At 24.0% G+C, this 19372-nt stretch carries 17 protein-coding genes; 16 read left to right on the forward strand and 1 reads right to left on the reverse strand.

What is annotated here, in order from left to right:
• Nucleotides 1–162 precede the first annotated feature (162 nt).
• From ACYQ1U_RS01660 to ACYQ1U_RS01725, 14 genes are all read left to right on the forward strand, one after another.
• Complete coding sequence (locus tag ACYQ1U_RS01660; RefSeq protein ID WP_459883535.1) at nt 163–1161, forward strand: IS630 family transposase; 999 nt, start codon at nt 163–165, stop codon at nt 1159–1161.
• Between the two features lie 13 nt (nt 1162–1174).
• Complete coding sequence (locus ACYQ1U_RS01665) at nt 1175–1891, forward strand: PD-(D/E)XK nuclease family protein (protein WP_459883538.1); 717 nt, start codon at nt 1175–1177, stop codon at nt 1889–1891.
• On the forward strand, nt 1884–4820 hold the full coding sequence (locus tag ACYQ1U_RS01670; protein WP_459883541.1) for a UvrD-helicase domain-containing protein: 2937 nt from the start codon (nt 1884–1886) through the stop codon (nt 4818–4820). The genes ACYQ1U_RS01665 and ACYQ1U_RS01670 overlap by 8 nt, the downstream gene beginning before the upstream one ends.
• A 10-nt stretch (nt 4821–4830) precedes the next feature.
• Nucleotides 4831–7524, forward strand: coding sequence for a DNA methyltransferase (locus ACYQ1U_RS01675; protein ID WP_459883544.1), 2694 nt, complete (start codon nt 4831–4833; stop codon nt 7522–7524).
• Nucleotides 7525–7526: 2 nt separating this feature from the next.
• On the forward strand, nt 7527–8843 hold the full coding sequence (locus ACYQ1U_RS01680) for a DEAD/DEAH box helicase family protein (RefSeq protein ID WP_459883546.1): 1317 nt from the start codon (nt 7527–7529) through the stop codon (nt 8841–8843).
• 67 nt (nt 8844–8910) lie between these two features.
• Nucleotides 8911–10317 (forward strand): hypothetical protein, encoded by a 1407-nt coding sequence (locus ACYQ1U_RS01685; RefSeq protein ID WP_459883549.1) that lies wholly within the window; start codon nt 8911–8913, stop codon nt 10315–10317.
• Nucleotides 10318–10391: 74 nt separating this feature from the next.
• Nucleotides 10392–10697, forward strand: a complete 306-nt coding sequence (locus ACYQ1U_RS01690; RefSeq protein WP_459883552.1) for a hypothetical protein — start codon at nt 10392–10394, stop codon at nt 10695–10697.
• A 60-nt stretch (nt 10698–10757) separates the two neighbouring features.
• Nucleotides 10758–12266, forward strand: a complete 1509-nt coding sequence (locus ACYQ1U_RS01695) for an AAA family ATPase (RefSeq protein ID WP_459883555.1) — start codon at nt 10758–10760, stop codon at nt 12264–12266.
• A 312-nt stretch (nt 12267–12578) separates the two neighbouring features.
• Nucleotides 12579–13418 (forward strand): 5-methylcytosine restriction system specificity protein McrC, encoded by an 840-nt coding sequence (locus tag ACYQ1U_RS01700; RefSeq protein WP_459883557.1) that lies wholly within the window; start codon nt 12579–12581, stop codon nt 13416–13418.
• A 35-nt stretch (nt 13419–13453) separates the two neighbouring features.
• Nucleotides 13454–13912 (forward strand): 5-methylcytosine restriction system specificity protein McrC, encoded by a 459-nt coding sequence (locus tag ACYQ1U_RS01705; RefSeq protein WP_459886361.1) that lies wholly within the window; start codon nt 13454–13456, stop codon nt 13910–13912.
• Between the two features lie 619 nt (nt 13913–14531).
• Nucleotides 14532–15626: a redox-regulated ATPase YchF gene (gene ychF / locus ACYQ1U_RS01710; protein WP_459883560.1), complete on the forward strand. Its 1095-nt coding sequence runs from the start codon at nt 14532–14534 to the stop codon at nt 15624–15626.
• 8 nt (nt 15627–15634) lie between these two features.
• Nucleotides 15635–15859, forward strand: a complete 225-nt coding sequence (locus ACYQ1U_RS01715; protein WP_459883562.1) for a ribbon-helix-helix domain-containing protein — start codon at nt 15635–15637, stop codon at nt 15857–15859.
• A complete protein-coding gene (locus ACYQ1U_RS01720; RefSeq protein ID WP_459883565.1) occupies nt 15852–16103 on the forward strand; it encodes a type II toxin-antitoxin system RelE family toxin in 252 nt (83 codons plus the stop codon). The genes ACYQ1U_RS01715 and ACYQ1U_RS01720 overlap by 8 nt, the downstream gene beginning before the upstream one ends.
• Nucleotides 16103–17773 (forward strand): molybdopterin-dependent oxidoreductase, encoded by a 1671-nt coding sequence (locus tag ACYQ1U_RS01725; RefSeq protein WP_459883567.1) that lies wholly within the window; start codon nt 16103–16105, stop codon nt 17771–17773. Before ACYQ1U_RS01720 ends, ACYQ1U_RS01725 begins: the two co-directional genes overlap by 1 nt.
• 59 nt (nt 17774–17832) lie before the next feature.
• On the opposite strand, the gene ACYQ1U_RS01730 is transcribed toward ACYQ1U_RS01725, so the two are convergent.
• Nucleotides 17833–18183, reverse strand: coding sequence for a hypothetical protein (locus tag ACYQ1U_RS01730; RefSeq protein WP_459883569.1), 351 nt, complete (start codon nt 18181–18183; stop codon nt 17833–17835).
• Between the two features lie 308 nt (nt 18184–18491).
• Between ACYQ1U_RS01730 and ACYQ1U_RS01735 the strand changes: the two genes are divergently transcribed.
• Complete coding sequence (locus ACYQ1U_RS01735) at nt 18492–18695, forward strand: hypothetical protein (RefSeq protein WP_459883571.1); 204 nt, start codon at nt 18492–18494, stop codon at nt 18693–18695.
• The gene (locus ACYQ1U_RS01740; RefSeq protein WP_459883574.1) at nt 18695–19351 is read left to right on the forward strand and encodes a prolyl hydroxylase family protein; all 657 of its coding nucleotides are present in this window, start codon (nt 18695–18697) and stop codon (nt 19349–19351) included. Before ACYQ1U_RS01735 ends, ACYQ1U_RS01740 begins: the two co-directional genes overlap by 1 nt.
• Nucleotides 19352–19372: the final 21 nt, after the last annotated feature.

Consider the following 19372-nt stretch of genomic DNA (forward strand, 5'->3'; position numbering starts at 1 on the left):
TTCGTATAATGTGTAAGCTAAAGTGTAAGCTATTTTTTTGTTTTAAAAAGGTTGTAGAAAATGATAAATGAGTCAAAAATTTTGACAGAATATAAAAAGTTCAAAAAAGAAGATTCTAATACCAATTCCAAAATACCTAAGAACTTATGATATAATAACTTTATGAGAGTAGTAAAATATAAAGAATTAATAAAAGAGAGTGTAGAAGAGTTGGAGGAGTTGTTAAGAAAAGAGAAAGATGAGAGAATTTACAAAAGAATAAAAGTTATTTATCTATTAAAGAAAACCCCAAATATTCAATTAAAAGATGTAAGTGAGAAGTTGGATATAAGCATACAATCAGTAAAGAAATATTGGGGATTATACAGAAGAGGAGGAATAGAGAATTTAAAACTTAATTATAAAGGGAGAATACCAAGATTAAATAAAGAAGAGTTTGAGAAATTCAAAGAAAAAGCAAAAGAAGGGTTTGATAGTCTAAAATCAATGCAAGAATGGATAAAGAAGGAATATAACAAAGAATTATCAATAAAAACAATAAGTTATTGGTGCAAGAAATTAGGTATTAAAAAAAAGGGCAGACCTTCAAATATTAATAAAGATGAGAATAAAGTAAAAGAGTTTAAAGAGAGAAGAATTAAAGAAATAGTAGAGAATAATCCAAATGCAAGAATAATGTTTTATGATGAGAGTAGATTTGGGTTGATAACAGATGTAGGAAGGAAATGGACAGCAAAAGGAATAAAGCCAATAATATCATATCAACAGAAATATGAATATTTTTATTTATATCAAGCAACAGATATAAAAAGTGGAGAAGATTTTTCAATGTATATGTTACATTTAGATAGTATTTGTTTTAATGAATATTTAAAAAACTTAAGTGAAAAATTTAGAAATGATAATATAGTTTTAATAATGGATAATGCGAATTTTCATAAATCTAAAAAACTTGATATTCCAAAAAATATAAAAGTTGAATATCTTCCTCCATATTCGCCAGAGTTAAATCCACAAGAGAGAAGATTTGAAGATATAAAGAAATTTTTAAAAAATATAATATTTAAAACAATAGAAGAATTAGAAAAAAAGTTGAAGAAATTTTACTTTCATATACAAGTGAGCAAATTAAATCTTTGGTTTCTTATAAATATATTATAAAGGTTATGAATATATGAGAATTGGTATTCCCACAGATAAAGGCACAATTATGCATAAAGCATTTGAGCTTATTGTAAAAGATTATCCAAATTTAAAAGATATAGACTATTATAAACAAAAAGCTCTAGAAGAGATAGAATTAAATGAGACTATTTTTAAAAAATTATATGAAGTTGAACTTATTGATTTAATTGAAAAATTTATAGAATATTTAAAAGAAGAAGATATTAAAAATTCACTAACTGAGGTTGAGTTTTATTTAGATGAAGATTTAAATATAGCAAATGAAGATAATTATTTTCTAAAAGGTTATATCGATAGAATAGATATAAATGAAGAAGTTGAAATTATTGATTATAAAAGTTCTAAAAAAGAAAATTTAGACTATAAAAAAATAGAAGAAATTCAAAATCTAAAAGATTTACAGCTTGGAATATATGCTATTTATGCAAAACAAAAATACAAAAAACCAGTAACTGCTTCTCTTCTTACATTTAAACCAGAAAAGCTTAAATTTGCTACTCTAAAAGAGTGTGATAAGCCAGAAATAAAAAGAAAAAAGCCTCAATATGCTTGCTATAATCCTGAATATGAAAAAAAATTAAAATCAAAAGTAAAAGAGATAAAAGAAAAAATTTCTCAAGGTTATTTTATTTATGATAATAGTGATGAGGAAGTTTGTGAGTGGTGCGAATTTAAATTGATATGTAAAAGGTATGAAAATGAGTAACTTTTCTATTCAAAACTCTTTTGCAATAAGTGCTGGGGCTGGTAGTGGTAAAACTTATACACTTAGTAGAAGATATATTAATGCTTATTTAGGATTTGATTTTTTTGAAGATGCTAAGGGAAGTGATAAATTAAAAGAAGCTGATATTAATAAAATAGTAACTATTACATTTACAGAAGCTGCAAGTTTAGAGATGAAAGAAAGAATCTTTAATTTAATGCAAAAAATAGTTGAATTTGATAATTTAGATAAAAATGATAGTGATTATAACTCAATTAAAAGCTCTTTTTCTAATTTAGATGAATCCACAAAACAATATGTCAAAGAAAGATTAAAACAAGCACTAAGTAAAATAGATGAAGCAATAATTACTACAATTCACGGATTTTGTTTTGATATTGTTAAAAGATATGGGGATTTTATAGGTTTTAACTCTTCATTGAAAGTTGCAAATGATTTAGAAAGAGAGGCTTTTTTTGAAGAAGCGATGTATGAAGTATTAAATGATAGTAAGTTTGAGAGTGATATTTTAGATGTTTCTAAATATTTATCACTTTTTAAAACAAAAGAGTTTATTAAAAAGTATGTATTTAGCAAAAAATTTAGAGACTATTTTGATAGAGTTATTATTGATTTAGATGAGTTAAAAAAGATTATTAAAATTTTATTTAGTATAGATGATAAACTTATAGACAATGCAAATGAGGAAATAGAAGGATTAAGAGAATATTTTGATAAATTATATAGTTTTGAAGATGTTTTAGAATTTAATCTATTTATAGAAGAGAAAATTGGAGAAAAATTAGATTATAGAAAAAATACTCACAAAGAAAAATATGCTAATTTAAGAATATTAAAAGATAATTTTGATTTTGATAAGTTTGCTTTTGATAAAGAAAAAGAAGAACTTTTTATATCAATACTAAATTCTTATAAAAAAATTTTAGAAGAAGTATATAAGAAGTATCTTTCTAAATTAGAAGAAAACTTAATGATAGATTTTGATTTAATTATCCACAAAGCTGATGAAATATTAGATAAGATAGATTTAGATTACAAATATGTAATGGTAGATGAATTTCAAGATACAAATGAAACTCAATTTAATATAGTTAAAAAAATAGCAAAAAACAATCTATTTATAGTAGGAGATGAAAAACAATCAATTTATGCATTTCAAGGTGGAGAGATAGAAGTATTTAAAAAGGCTTGCAAAAAGCTACAAGTAAAAACAATGAGTGATAATTATAGAAGTGATAGAGAAATAATTAATTTTGTAAATAAAATATTTGCAAAAATCTTCACAAATGATTACAAAATTGATACTAACTTTTGTGCTACATATACTCCTCTTAATTCAAAATCAAATGAAGATGGAAGTATTGGATTTTTAGTTACAAAAGATGAAGAGAGTGAAGCTGAAAATGTTGCAAAATATATAAAAGAGATAATTGAAGGCAAAAGAGATAATAAAATAAAAGAGTATATCGATAAAAATCAAAAAGCAATAGGAATTTTGTTTGATTCAAAAACAAAAATGAATGAATTTAAAGAAGCTCTAAATAGATATGGTATCGAGTGTAAGGTAAATGGTGGTAATGGCTTTTGGCAAAAAGATGAAATTAAAGATATATTTTTTTGCTTAAAAGCATATACCCTAAAAGGTAAACTTAATACTACTCAAAATATATACTACCTTACAGGTGCTATGAAAAGCAATATCTTACATTTCAAAGAAGAAGAAATAAAGAAGTATTTTGAAAATTTAGGAAAAAAAATTGAATTTAACTTTTTAGATAAGTATAAAAAAGAAAATATTCATAAAACTATAAGAGAACTTTTTAATAAAAGTGGAGCATATTTAACTTATGAAAACTATGAATTAGCATTAGCAAATATTGAAGAACTTATAAGAGAAGTTATATTGCTTGAAAATGAGTGGGGGAATGATTTAGAAAAAATTGTCTCAATATTAGAAGAAAATATCTTAAATGCAAACAAAGAAGAGGCTTATTATGAAAGTAAAACTGCAAATTCAATAGAACTCTCTTCTATTCATTACACAAAAGGGCTTGATTATCCTATGGTAATTTTAGTAAATAGTGATAAAAGTTTATTAAAACAATCAACATCAGAAATGATAAAATATGAAAAATTTAGCATTAATAGTGATGAAAAATTTTTAGTTGGATTTAAACTTGATGATTATAGTCCACTTGCTTATAGAGTTGTATCTGAAATCTCAAAACTAAAACATATAGAAGAGAAAAAAAGACTTCTTTATGTAGCATTAACAAGACCTAAACATAAAATTTTGATATCTTCATATAATATAAAAAATAATAAAATTCCAAAAAATAGCTATATAGAGATGATTCTAAATGGATTAGGAGTAACTAATTTTGAGAGAATAAAAGATTATGAAGTAGTATATAGCGAAAATTTAGAAGCAAAATCAGAAGATATAAAAAAAAAGTTTGAAATTATAGAAAATTCTATTTTTCAAATGAAAACAGAAAAAAAAGATTTCTCTTCAAAAAATGAAAATTCAATATTAGGTGAAGCAATTCACGAAATAATTGAATATTTTTATGATGATTTAAGTGATAAGAATATAGAAAAAATCATTTTTAAATATGCATTGTTTGATAAATTAGACATAATAAAAGAAAAAATCAATAACTTTAAAAACTCTCAAACTTACAAAGAATTGAAAAAAGCAGATGATGTAATTTTTGAGATGCCTTATGTTTATAATAATGAAGAAAAAAGAGTAGATTTAATTTATAAATACGATAATAAATGGATTTTAGTCGATTTTAAAACAGGAAAAGAGAGTGAAAAATATCAAGACCAAATCAATACCTACAAAGATGAACTTAACAAATTAGGTATAGCAATAGATGAAGTTAGATTAGAATTTTTATGAAAGGATAAATATGAAACAGAAATTTTTTGGATTATTAGAGGATTTATTTATAGGTGCAAGAGTAAAAGGTGATAGTGGGATTAGTAATCTTTTAGATTTGAAATCGCAATATTTCAATAAGTTTAAAGAAGAATTAGAAGAGAAAATGGATAATTTAGGTGAGGCAGTTTATGATAGATTATATACCTTTTTTAAGAGCTATTTTAATGAAAGCGGAAGTTTATTTTTTGCAAATACTCCAAAATGGCAAAAGAGATATGCAAGGATTTCAAATAAAGATGTAGAGTTATTTTATAAAACAAGAGATTTATATTATATAAAATCACAAAAAGTTTATGAAAATTTAGAGATTGAAGTAGATGATGTTAAATTTTATTTTGATGCTACAATGCTAGGGAGTAGATTTGGAAATGAAAAAAAAGAGATTGAATTTTTATTTAGTGATTATAGTGAAAAAGATAATAAATTTACATTTTTAGTTAGATATAAAACTAATCAAAAGTATGATGAACTAAAAATAATAACTGGTGAAAATGATGTCAAAAAAGCAAGAATTGAAATATTAAATAATTTTGATAAATATAAAAATATTAAAATCACTGAAAACTTTGTATTCAAGAATATAAAAAAATTTAAAAGCAAAGGAAAAATATCAGATAAATTTGAAATGATTATCAAATCAGAGTCAAACAATACACTACTAAAAGAGTTAGAAATAATTCTAACTCTTAAAAATTATAATGATATTGAAAAATTAGTTGATATTGATGAAGAAATATTAAACAAAGCCTTCAAAACCTACAATAAACAAATCCAAGTTGATTATTTCATTCATAAAGATGCAAGAAATTTTTTAAAAGAGCAGTTTGATTTGTGGATTTATGATTATTTAGCTAATGATATTGAAACAATTTTTAATCAAAATAGATTAGATGAAATAAGAGAAATAAAAAAAATAGCTTATGAATTAATTGATAAAATTGCTGACTTTGAAGATGAATTAAAATCTATATGGCTAAAACCAAGATTTGCCCTTAATTCAAACTATGTAATTACAAAAGATAGATTAGAAAAATATGGTGTTTTAGATAAATTCCTTTCACATGAAGGGATAAAAAATCAAATTGAAGAATGGAAAGAATTAAAATTAGTTGATGAGGATTTTGATATTTCTAAAATCAATGATGAAAAATATAAGTTTTTGCCTTTTGATACAAAGTATTTCAAAGATATTGAAATTAATTTACTTGAAAAAATTGATAATCTTGATAATGAACTTGATGGAAGATTAATAAAAAGTGAAAATTTTCAAGCATTAAACACATTACTTCCTAAATTTAAAAATCAAATTGACTTAATCTATATTGACCCACCATATAATGCACCGTCTAGCGAAATAATTTATATTAATAATTTTAAACATTCTACTTGGCTCACTTTAATGGAAAATAGAATATCTATTGCTAAAGAGTTTTTGAAAAAAGATGGTTTTAACTTAGTAGCTATTGACGATTTTGAAATCAGATATTTAATAAAATTAATAGATGATATATTTGACATAAATAATTATGTTACAACTTTTACAATAGAAGCAAATCCACAAGGTAGAGTATCAGATAAAATTTCTAAAACTAATGAATTTACTATTTTTCATATAAGAGACAAACAAAAAGTAAATAAAATTTTTATGAAAAAATTAAGAAATTCTACTCCATCTCCTCTAAAAAGAACAGGAACTAATTCGAGAAGAGAAGAACGTCCAAATAGATTTTTTCCCATTTTATTAAAAGATAATAGAATATATATGATTAAAAAAGAAGAATATAAGTTGATTTATAATAAAAAGAATAATAAATTTGATGATGAGTTTTTAGAAAAATTAAAACAAAAATATGAAGAAAAAGGCTATAGCTTTGTTTTACCTTTATCAAACACAGGAGAAAAACTTGTATGGCAAAGAACATTCGACAGGATAAAAGAAGAAAAGGATAGTTATATAATAAAAAATGGAAATATTTATACTCCAGTATTTGATGTTGAAATTCCAAAAACTTTATTGAAAGATAACAAATATGCTAATCCTGAATATGGTAGCGAATATTTAAAAAATCTATTAAATGGGAAATTATTTGAAACACCAAAAAGTTTTTACACTATAATGCAATTTTTAAGTATGAAAGAAAAAAACATTTTTGTATTAGACTTTTTTGCAGGTAGCGGAACAACGGCTGATGCTGTTATTAGACTTAATAAAGATGATAAGGGTAGCAGGAAATTTTTACTAATTGAGATGGGAGAACATTTTTATAATGTGATTTTACCAAGAATTAAAAAATTATGTGTTTCATTAAATTATAAACAAGGAATGCCACAAGATAGAGATGGTAATTCATTGTTTTTCAAATATTACGAACTCGAACAATTTGAAGATATTCTAAAAAAAGCAAAATATAAAGATAATTTAGATATATCTCCTAAAATGAGCTATGCTACGGATATTGATTTTGAGAATGAAAAACTTTTTTATGCCTTTGAAAAATTATATCCAAATATAGATATTGCTGAGACTATCTCTAATTTAATAGGAGAGAAAATTATAAAAATAACAAAAAATAAAATTGTTTTAGAAAATAGAGAAATTGATTTGAATGATTTAACTTTTGAAAACTATCCTGAGTTAAAATCATTGATTTATTGGAGTTAGAGATGCTTGAAAGAATTATAAATGAAAATTTAATAGATATTGATTTGAAAATAGATGATAGTTTTTCACATAATATAAAACTATTTGATTATCAATTAAAAGCTCTTGAAAATGTAAGTAAATTTTTGAATTTAGCTTATGAAAATAAAGAGTTTAACAAAGAAAAAATTTACAATCTCTATAAAGAGTATAATATAAATGATGATAATCTAAAACTAAATGATATAGAAATAGGAGATAGTAATTTAAGTGAATTGTTATTAAATAAAAAACAAAAAGAAATTGAGTTTAAAGAATTAGTAAATAGATGTAGTTTTTGGATGGCAACAGGAAGTGGAAAAAGTTTAGTAATGATAAAACTAATAGAAATTTTACATCTTCTTATGCAAAAAAATAAAATAGCAAAAAATAATATCTTAATTCTCGCTCCTACTGAGGATATATTAAATCAACTAAAAAATCATATAAATACTTATAATTCTTATCATACATTTTTACCTATTGAGTTGAGAGAGTTAAGAGATTTTGATGGAAAAATTTCAAATAATAAAAACAGAATTATTGTTTATTATTATCGTTCAAACAACATCGTAGATAGCGATACAAAAGAAAAAGAATTAAATTTTATGGAGTTTTATAATGAAGGTAAGTGGTATTTGATTTTGGATGAAGCTCACAAAGGAGAAACATCTAAAAATTTATCAAAAAGAAAAGCATTATTTACTATAATTGCTAAAAATGGAGTGATTTTTAATTTTAGTGCTACTTTCTCTGATGAATTAGATAAAGTAACTACAATTTTTGATTTTAAGTTAGATAAATTTTTACAAGCTGGATATGGTAAAAAGTTAATGCTTATGGATTCTAGTGTAAGCACTAAAAATGACAATCAATTAGAAAGTATTGCAAAAAGTTTAATTTTATTAGCTCAAATTAGAAAAGATTATGAACAAATAAAACAACACGGTAATTATTACCACTCTCCTTTGATGATGACTATCGCAAACAAAGTAAATACTGAAAATGCAGATTTAAAAATATTTTTTGAACAATTATCTTTAATTGCTGAGGGAGATTTTGATTTTAATAAATTAAAAAATGAATTAAATAGCGAAATAAATAAAGATTATCTATTTGGTCTTGGAAATTTAAACAGAAAAATTACTATCACAAAAGAAGAATTTTATAAATATGTATTTAACGCTCCTAACCCTTCAAAACTTGAATATGCTTATTCAAAAAATAAAAACGAATTAGTCTTTAAGTCAAAAAACTCAGAAGAATATTTTATGCATAATTTATGCAGGAGATATTATTAAATGGAGTGATGAGTTTTTAAAAGATTATGATTCACTTCAAACTATTGATGATAACTTTTTTAAAGAATTGGATAAAAAAGAAAATATTTCTATCTTGCTTGGTAGTAGAATGTTTATTGAAGGATGGGATACAAATAGAGTAAATATTGTTAATTTTGTAGAACTTGGAAAAAGTGATGCAGAAAAATTAATTTTACAAGCAATAGGAAGAGGCGTTAGAATTGAGCCTATTAAAAATAAAAGAAAAAGAATTTTAGAACTAGATGATAATGATAAAAAAACAATTAAAAATTTTAACACAATAGTAAAACTAAAAGATTTTATAGAAAGTTTGTTTGTTTTTCCTTCAAAAAAAGAGTATCTTGAAAAAGTATTAAATGGTCTTGAAAAAGTGAGTAATAAGAATGAATGTAAAAATTTTAGATGGTATGATAATAATATTTCAATTAATGAAGATTTTGTGTGTGTGCCTGTATGGAAAGAGAGTAATAAGTTTAATGATAAACCATTTTATCTTAATAGAGTTTCTAAAAAAGAGCTTAAAAATTATTTAGATAATTACGACGAATCCACTTTTATACTAAAACATAATATTAAAACAAGAACTTTAAAAAATATAAAAAATGATAATTTTGTAAATTCAAGTAAAAATATAAGTTTGGATAAATTGATAGAAGTATTAGATTCTTATTGGAATGAAAAAGTTTTAGAGTTTGATGGTATTAAACTATTAACAAATGAAATTATTCATTATCAAAAAATGTGTGCTTTATTAAGTGATGAAGAAATAAAGGAATTAGAAAGTGATTTAAAAAAAATAAAAGAACTTAAAAAATGTCCTGATAATAAAACTCGAAAAGAAAAATTAATAAATGCACTCGAAACTAATAAAGAGCTCGGTATAGATACATCTAAAATTGAAGAAGAATTAAAAAAAATCAATACTTCAAAATTTATTCCAGATTTAATAGATTGTAAAATAATAAAAGAACATTTCTATATTCCATTATTACATATACCAGAAAATAATATTGATAAAAAAGAGATAACTCAAAAATTTATGCATCTAATAAAACAAAAAAGTGAAATAGAATTTATAAAAGAATTAATAAAATATCTAAAAAAAGACAATAATCAATTAAAACTTTATGATAAGTGGATGTTTAGCAAAATAGAAGAAAAAATTGATAATATTAAAATACCTTATTTTGATACTAAGCAATCTTGTTATAGAGATTTTTATCCAGATTTTATATTTTGGCTTAAAAAAGATGAAAAAAAATATATAATATTCATTGACCCAAAAGGGGTAGAACACACAAAAAATGCAAGTGATAAAATAAGAGGATTTTTAGAATTAAAAAGCAAACTTAAAGATATTGAATTAAGACTCTTTTTTTATAATCAAGACATACCAGATAGTGAATTTAAAGAGTTTTGGTGTAATGATTTTGATAAAATATTTCAACCTTAAAATAAATAAACTTCTCTTTGGCTTATATTGTCTCTTTTATTTTATATACTTTCATAAATCACAAAGGAATTTTTATGGAAAAAGGTTGTTGGATAAAAGGTAAGATAGAGAGTATGAATGTTTATTATGAACTTAATCCTAAATTTTGTGACTATTTTACAAAGGAAGAGCTTGAAATTGTTGTAAATAATTGCACTTTTTTATCTGAGGATGTGATTTTGTTTTCAAATGATGATTATTTTATTGAATTATCTGCTGATATTAAAGCTGAATTAGATATATTTGTAGAAAATAAAAATATCAATGAAGTAGTTAATCTTTCAAAAGAAGAATTGATGGAAATATTTATAAAAGAAGGAGAAGATGAGAAAATACAATAATTTACAAAAAAAAATTAGAACTTTAAATTTAGAAGAAAAAAAAGAGTAAAAAGGTAGATAATGGCAAAATCAGCATTAGAGATATTTAATATATTTAAAGAAATATTTTTAGAAAACAAAAAGTCTATTTTTAGAGAAAAAGATGATGATGAAATATTAAATGAAGAAAATATTGATTTTTTAATTGAAAATTTTATTGAGAATGGAAAAGATGGTCCAGAAAGTTTTATAGAAAAAATTGAAAGTCAACTAATACATAACGATAATAAAAACACAATCCAACAAAACGCTATTGAAATTTTAGCTCATTGTATATTTTTGTGGAGATTAGTCCCAGCAAACAGTAGTAAACAAGGAACAATAAATTCAATAAAAGAGATTTTAAATTTAGATGATAGTCTTAAAGAAATAGATGTAGAAAACAATCAATATATCAATGACTATGATTATAAAGGAATTGCAGCAGTTGGCACTTATTATAACACAAATAAGCCTTTTGAAATTGCGTTTATAATAAAATTCTTAGATAACTATTTAAAAAATAAAAATAGTGACATTATCGATATTTTAACCAATACAACTAATTGTGAAGATGGTGAAGGATGTATAACTATTAAAATTAATAATAAAGAAACAACAAAACGAGCTTCAATATTCAATGCATTATTATATTTTTTAGCCCCAGACAAATATGAACCAATAGTAAGTTATTCTCATAAAAATGATATTGTTGAAGCATTTGAAGAATATATTAAAAATGAGTGCGAAGAAAATTTTAGACCGGAAATAGATTGTAAAATATATCATATAAAACAAGCCTTAAAAGAAGAATATGATTTTGAGAATTTTTATGATAAAAAAATTTCTAAATATTGGAAAACAACCGAAATAAACTTATTTAGAAATATCATTTATCACGGAGCGCCAGGGACAGGAAAAACTTATGAAGCTAAAAAAGAAATAGAAGAGTATATAGAAAAAGAAGAGCATTATAAATTTATCCAATTTCATGGAGCATATACTTATGAAGATTTTATAGGAGGGTTAAAACCTGATATTTCTGATGAAAACTCTAATGGTATAAAATTAATATATAAAAATGGTATTTTTAAAGAATTATGCAAAGAAGCAGCAAAGTATGAAATAGCTTATTATAAAGAAGCTGAAAAAGATAAGAGTCTTCCTCAAAAATTAGATGAAAACACAAAATTAAAAAAAGATTTAGAACTTTTAATAGATGAAAAAGAAATATTTATAATAAAAAAGAATATTCCTGTATTGTCTCAATTTCCTCCTTTTTTTATACTGATTGATGAAATAAATAGAGCTGATTTATCAAGAGTTTTTGGAGAATTATTGTTTGCAATTGAAGATGATTATAGAGGCTTTGAAAATAAAATTCAACTCTCATCTGCTTCAATGGAGACAAAAGAGAGTGCTGTTTATTGGAAAGATAAAAAAGCATATTTTTTTGTGCCTAAAAATCTATATATAAGAGCTACAATGAATGATATAGATAAAAGTATTGATAGTATTGATTTGCATTTAGAAGAAGATTTAAATGGATAGAAAAAAAATATGATGAAACAATTTTAGAATCTATTTTAGAAGAAAATGGATATGAAGATTTAGATAAATATATAAAATCTTGCAATAAATTAAATAAAAGTATAGTCAATGAAATTTCAATAGCTAATGAATCATTTGAAATAGGTCATGCAATTTTTGCTAATATCAGAAAATACACAAAAAGTAAAAAAATTACTAAAAACAGTAAAATATCTCTTTTTGATAATCATATAGAACCAATTATTTATAACTATCTAAAAATGGATTATGGAAATGATAAAGAGGTGAAACACTTTAAAGAGGTTTTTGTAAATGAGACATCAAACAATTCATCTAAATGAAAATAGTAAACATGACTTAGATAATAAAAAGTTTAAAAAACTTAAAAAACTTTTAGAAGAATTTCATGGAGTATTAACATTAAATAATTTACAAGGAGTAGAATATTATCCTCAATCTAAAACAGATAAAGATAATGAAAACATATTAACACTCAAATATGAAAATGGAAAAGAATATATTTATACACATAATATGGTAGGAGAAATTTATTATAAAGATGAATTGAAAATCTCAATAGGTCTTAGATTTGAAAATGAATATTCCGTTTTAGAATATTTATTAGATGTAGCAGATAGTTTTTATTTAAATGAGAGTATCTTAAACTACAACCCTAAATCAACAATAAAAAAAACAAATACACTATCTGAATTTATACTTTTTAAAATGTTTATCAATTCTTTAAAACAAGCAGTTATATTTGGATTTCCTTTTAGCTATTCTACGTATCAAGAAAAAGATTATAATATCAAAGGAAGTATAGATATAAAAAAACTCTATTCGCAAGAAATACCTTTTAAAGGAAAAACACCCTATATTAAAAATGAAAGAATAATTGTTACATCAATAGCTTTAGTTTTGCTAAATGTAATTAATTACATTATATTAAACAAAAATTATAAAGACCCTACACTAAGTAAAATAAAAAATGACTTAATGCAATATAATTTAAATATACCGTTAAATAAAAGGATTATTCAAAAGGCTTTAAATCACAATATTTTAAACAATCCTTTATATAGTGAATATAAACAGACTCTTTATTTAGCAAAATTAATATTAGAAATAACAGTACTAATTTCAAAAAATTAAATCAAAAAAATACTTTTTATGGGTATTTAGTAAATATATCTAAAATATGGGAAAATTTTATTGCTAACATATTAACTAATATTAACGATGAATGGGAACTAAAAAAAGAGGAATCATTAAAATTGTTTAAAAAAATGCCATTTTTTAATGATAAAAATAAAAATGAAATGAGACCAGATATTGTATTGTATCATAAGTCTAAAAATAAAGTAATTATATTTGATGCAAAATTTAAAAGAAGTGTATGGTTTAATAGAGAAGATTTTTACAAAACAGCAACTTACATATCATACTATCAAAATAAAGGTTACGATGTTGTTTTAGCAGGTCAAATATATCCAGATAAAGAATTAAATAAAATAAATGAAAATATTGGATTTTTAGATAGTGATATAGATTTTAGATTTTTTGGAATTAATTTAAATGATATAACTCAAATTCGAGATGAAATTAACAACTTTATTGAAATAGTAAAGAAAAAAATGTATGAATAAAATTTTTTCAAGACCATTTTTAATAACGCTATTTTTTAAACAAAACAAACACCATAAACACGGAGTATTTATACATACTCTGTGCATTAAAAAACAAAGATTATAAGCTACTTCCAGTAGCATTACTTGTGTAAACTATAAACTTATTCAAAACATTAAAGGTATTTTTCTAAAATATATTGGAAAAATATCACAAAAGAGCTACTATTTATAAAAATGTTGACCCAGAAGGAAATTTAAGAGAATATGGAAAAAAAGTTTTAGATATAAGAAATTAGATTCTTTTGAATTTTTTTTAATTTTTTTATTAGAACCGATATTTTGCACCAAAAAAATTATTTTTTATAAATCAAAAAAAAATTTAGAAATTGAATATAATGAAGAAAAAGAGCTTTTAAAAATTGTATTTTTTGTAAGTTTTTTTTCAAAGTAGAAAATCTATTGATTAGTTTTGATAAAAAAATATTGTGCTGAACACAAAAGAATTATTGATAATTTTAAGTTATAATTTCATTTAATTATAAGAAGCTTTTACACTTTCGTAATTAATTCGTAGAAAGTGTAAGCTAAAAGGTGTAAGCTAAAACTCAAAAATACCGAAAATAAGGAGAAAAGATAAATGAAAGTTGGAATTGTTGGACTTCCAAATGTTGGAAAATCTACTACATTTAATGCTCTTACAAAGACTCAAAATGCTGAAGCTCAGAATTATCCATTTTGTACTATTGAGCCAAATAAAGCAATAGTTCCTGTTCCAGATGAAAGAATTGAAGAACTTGCAAAAATAGTAAACCCTGATAGAATTCAATACTCAACCATTGAGTTTGTTGATATTGCAGGTTTAGTTAAAGGTGCTAGTAAAGGTGAAGGGCTTGGAAATCAGTTTTTAGCAAATATCCGTGAGACAGATATTATTTTGCATATGGTTAGATGTTTTGATGATCCTAATGTAATTCATGTAGAAAATAGTGTAGATCCAATTAGAGATGTTGAAATTATAGAACAAGAATTACTTTATGCAGATATGCAAACTCTAGAAAAAAGAATTAATAAATTAACTAAACAAGCAAAAGGAAGTAAAGATGCAAAAGCTCAGCTTGAGCTTGCAAATGAACTTATGGAGTGGATTAGTGAAGGAAATCCAGTAAAAACATTTCCTAAAAAAGATGAAGAAAGCTTTAAAGTACTTGAGAAGGAGCTTAATTTTTTAACTAATAAAGAAATTTTTTATGGAGCAAATGTTGATGAAGAAGGTTTAGCTGAAGATAATGAATATGTAAAAGCTCTAAGAGAATATGCAAACAAGCATAATAGAGAAGTAATAAAATTATGTGCAAAGCTTGAAGAAGAGATGGTTGATATGAGTGATGAAGAAAGAAAAGAATTTTTAGAGAGCCTTGGAGCAAAAGAGAGTGGACTTGACCAAATAATTAGAAAAGCATATGAAAAACTTGATTTGATTAGTTATTTTACGGCTGGAAAAATAGAAGTTAGAAGCTGGACTATTAAAAAAGGTACAAAAGCACCTCAGGCTGCAGGAGTGATTCATACTGATTTTGAGAAAGGGTTTATTAGAGCTGAGGTTATTAGTTATGATGATTTTATCAAATATGGCGGCGAACAAGGCGCAAAAGAAGCAGGTGCTATGAGGCTTGAAGGAAAAGATTACGTAGTCCAAGATGGTGATGTAATGCATTTTAGATTTAATGTATAAGGAAGAAAATGAAAATTTGTATAAATTTAGATGATGTTTTAGCAAAAGAACTTGAAAGTGCAGCAAAAGAGCTAAATATTAAAACTTCAAAATTAATTGAAGAGGCGGTTAGTTATTATTTTGACAAACTTGATGAAAAAATAGCTGATAAAAGGCTTGATGATTTAAAAAATGGAAAAAGTTCGGTAGTAGAACTTGAAGAAGTTTTAAAAAAAGCAGGTATAGATGTATGAAGTTGTTTTAGAAAAGAGAGCAGAAAAAGAATTTTTGAGTTTAGATAAAGAAGCTCAAAAAATTGTTGCTAAAAAATTATTAGAACTAAAAAAAGGTAATTTTTTTAATAATAAAGCTTTAAAGGGAAAATATAAAGGTAAGTTTAGAAAAAGAGCAGGTGATTATAGGATTATTTATGTAAAAGAAAACAACATTATTACTATCACAGTTGTTAGAATTGCACATAGAAGAGAGGTTTATTAATGTTTTGTCCTCTTGATTGTTGGGATGCATGTAAATGTGAAATAAAGGTTCCAAGTTCCAGGTTCCAAGTTCCAAGAATAAAAGGGGAGGGATTTACTCCTTATCTTTGCTATAAATTAAATAATTACTTCAAATTCCCAAGAGTTACTACTGCTAAAATTGATGGTAAAAATATTATGTTAAGTAGAGCGTTAGAAAAATTTGTTGAAATTTTAAAAAATACAGAACCAAAAAAAGTGCTTTTTGTAAAAGGCTCTGGTAATATGGGCCTTATGCAAAATGTAACAAAACTTTTTTTTGAAAAATATGGAGCTACTTTTGCTGTTGGAAGTACTTGTGATGGTATGGGGGAAGATGGCATAAATAAAGGTCGTGGAAAGTCTTTAATTCTTCCAACTTGGATAATCAAAAATGCAAAAAATGTAATAATTTGGGGGAGAAACCCGGTAGTTAGCAATATTCATCTTTTGCCTCTTTTAAAAAGTAAATTTACTATTACAATTGATGTAATAAATACAAAAACTGCTAAAAATTCAGATATTTTTATTCAAGTAAAACCTAATAGTGACTTTTATTTAGCAATTTTGTTATCTCAGATGGTTATAGAGAATGATTTAATAAAAAGAAATGATGGAGTTGATTTTGAAAAGTTTAGAAAAATAGTATTTTCTTATAGGAAAGATGAACTAATTAAAAAATGTGGAATAAATAATGAAAATTTAATGAAACTTTTTGAAGTTATTAAAGAGGGAGCAGTTGTATTAACCGGACTTGGTATTGCTAAATGTAAAGAGTGTTATAAAACCACTTGGGCTATTGATAGTTTGTTTTTTATGCTGGATTATTTTGGTAAAAGTGATAGAGGTGTTGCTTTTCTTGGTAGTAGTGGTTATGGTATTAATGACCCTTTTAAAATAAATCATAAAAATAAAGTAGCTCTTTTTGATGTAAACTTAAGAGATTACGATGCTGTTTTTATTCAAGGGGCAAATCCACTTGTTAGTTTTGTAAATAGAGATAAATGGAAAAAGCTTAAAAATAAAAATACAATTGTTTTTGGAAAATATTATGATGAAACGGCTAAGATTTCTACTCTTTTTATTCCTACAAAAGATTTTTATGAGAAAAAAGATATAAGGGGGAGTTATTTTCACGAATATATATTAAAAAGTAGCAAAGTTCTAAGTTCCAAGTTCGAGGTATTAAGTGAATATGAATTGACAAAGTTTTTATTTGAGGCTTTTGAGTTTGATGGGTTAAAAAGTGAGGATGAGTATTTAGAAGAGATAAGTAAAAATGTAGAGTGGATTGATGAAGAGTTTGGAGTTAATCCTGCAGTTAATAAAATTCCTTATGAAAGTGGCTTTTTGACTAAAGATAAAAAGTTTCATTTTTTAAGTGAAGATTTTGAATATAAAGAAAAAGACTTTGAAATAGTAACGGCAAAACATTCAAAAGCTCTTAATTCTCAGTTTGAGAGGGATGAAAATATTTACATAAATCCAAAGAGTAAAAATATTATGTTAAGATGGGTTAAAGAAAATATTGGAATGGATAAAATAGTATTTGATGAAAATATTCCTGAAAATATTGTATTTGCAAAAGGAGGTGCTATAATAAATAAATTTTTAAAATCAAAAGGAGAGAATGCTTATTATGAGTATCTATAATTTATAGTTTAGGATGATTTAAACACTTTTTTATACATTCTTTATTTTGATATATTTTTTTAAATTAATTCATCATTAGGAAATAAAATATTCCAGACTATTAGTCCAAGCAAAATACCGATAAGTATTCCTACTATATATTGAAATATATTTTGTTTTGATGGAGTAGTTAGTTTTTCTTGAACTTCTTTTAAGTTATAAATGTATTCGTAATATGTACAAAAATGTTTAACTGAGCCTTTGTATTTTTTGCCGTCATATTTGTATTGTTTAAAAAAAGCATTATATTCATTAGGAACGGTATCAAATTTTTCTTTTAGAATTTTATGAATTTTTTTTATATCCCAGTTCATTTTTTGTCTAATATTTTCAATTCTATCTCTACATTTTAATAATTCCGATTTTTCCACTTTTTTCCTTTAGATTTCCATTGTATTTCCATTGAGGTTTTTAATAAAATAATAGCAAAAAAAGGAAACGGATGGAATTTAGGAGTGAATTAGAGCTTCTTATAAAAGCAAAGACAAATGTTATTGAGATTGTTATACCAATTCTAATATAGTCATAGTTTTTAAATAGAAGTATATGCTTTAATTGGTTGTATTTGATTAACTAAATTTTATTATACTGAAGTGTCTAAACATCTTGGAATTGGTATTAGATGATGAAGTTAAAATTACAGGTTATCCAAGTGATGAATTTATTAAAGGAGTTGAAAATGCAGGAATTTAAAATTGAAATAGAAATAGATGAAAACGGAAATTTAAAGGCTGAAACAAAAGGTATTGAAGGGGAGATTTGCGTTAGCGAGCTGGAAGGAATTTTAAAAGGAATTGAAGGAGAGATGAGTTATAAAAATAAACCAGAGTTTTATAAAAAAAGTAAAGTTTCTAATAGATTAAAAGTAAAAAAGGAGCGTTAATGATTTTTATTTCTCAAAAAATCTATGTCCTAAAAGAAATTTGGAATATGGATTTTGAGAAATATCCATTAGCTTCTTTTTATAATAAGTATCCTTTTTTAGTTTTTGAGAATGTTTTGAGTAAAAATGAGTGTAAAAAAATAATAGATTCTTTAAAAAAAGATGAAGATTATAAAGCAGAGCTAGTGGCTAAAGGTCTTGATGAAGATATTAGAAAAACTATACTTCATAAACCCACAAATGAGATTAGAGAAATTTTTAATAAAGTTATTAATGAAAAAAAAGAGACAATAGAAAAATTTTTTGGAGTTTCACTTCTTAGTGGAACGGATATTCAGGTTTTAGAGTATAGAAACGGGGGTTTTTATAAAAGGCATGCTGATAATTCAAGTGAGATTTATAAAAATGAAAAATTAGTTGGTTATAAACTTGTTAAGAGTGATAGAAAAATTACAACACTTTTATTTTTAAATGATGATTTTGAAGGAGGTGAGATAGAGTTTTCTCATTTAAGATATAATGATGGAAAAAAAGTAATTTTTAAACCAAAAGCAGGGCAGATGATAGTCTTTCCATCTCATGGGCTTTTTGCGCATGAGGTAAAAGAAGTTTTAGGAAGGCGCTTTGCTATTGTAAAATGGTGGAATGTTATTTAGAAAAATTAAAATTAGAAGGCA

Source organism: Caminibacter profundus (genome assembly GCF_054657155.1).

Excerpts from the sequence above, each read along its gene's own strand:
- ACYQ1U_RS01660 (WP_459883535.1), top strand. The coding sequence starts at position 163 with ATGAGAGTAGTAAAATATAAAGAATTAATAAAAGAGAGTGTAGAAGAG.
- ACYQ1U_RS01665 (WP_459883538.1), top strand. The coding sequence starts at position 1,175 with ATGAGAATTGGTATTCCCACAGATAAAGGCACAATTATGCATAAAGCA.
- ACYQ1U_RS01670 (WP_459883541.1), top strand. The coding sequence starts at position 1,884 with ATGAGTAACTTTTCTATTCAAAACTCTTTTGCAATAAGTGCTGGGGCT.
- ACYQ1U_RS01675 (WP_459883544.1), top strand. The coding sequence starts at position 4,831 with ATGAAACAGAAATTTTTTGGATTATTAGAGGATTTATTTATAGGTGCA.
- ACYQ1U_RS01680 (WP_459883546.1), top strand. The coding sequence starts at position 7,527 with ATGCTTGAAAGAATTATAAATGAAAATTTAATAGATATTGATTTGAAA.
- ACYQ1U_RS01690 (WP_459883552.1), top strand. The coding sequence starts at position 10,392 with ATGGAAAAAGGTTGTTGGATAAAAGGTAAGATAGAGAGTATGAATGTT.
- ACYQ1U_RS01695 (WP_459883555.1), top strand. The coding sequence starts at position 10,758 with ATGGCAAAATCAGCATTAGAGATATTTAATATATTTAAAGAAATATTT.
- ACYQ1U_RS01700 (WP_459883557.1), top strand. The coding sequence starts at position 12,579 with ATGAGACATCAAACAATTCATCTAAATGAAAATAGTAAACATGACTTA.
- ychF (WP_459883560.1), top strand. The coding sequence starts at position 14,532 with ATGAAAGTTGGAATTGTTGGACTTCCAAATGTTGGAAAATCTACTACA.
- ACYQ1U_RS01715 (WP_459883562.1), top strand. The coding sequence starts at position 15,635 with ATGAAAATTTGTATAAATTTAGATGATGTTTTAGCAAAAGAACTTGAA.
- ACYQ1U_RS01720 (WP_459883565.1), top strand. The coding sequence starts at position 15,852 with ATGTATGAAGTTGTTTTAGAAAAGAGAGCAGAAAAAGAATTTTTGAGT.
- ACYQ1U_RS01725 (WP_459883567.1), top strand. The coding sequence starts at position 16,103 with ATGTTTTGTCCTCTTGATTGTTGGGATGCATGTAAATGTGAAATAAAG.
- ACYQ1U_RS01735 (WP_459883571.1), top strand. The coding sequence starts at position 18,492 with ATGCAGGAATTTAAAATTGAAATAGAAATAGATGAAAACGGAAATTTA.
- ACYQ1U_RS01740 (WP_459883574.1), top strand. The coding sequence starts at position 18,695 with ATGATTTTTATTTCTCAAAAAATCTATGTCCTAAAAGAAATTTGGAAT.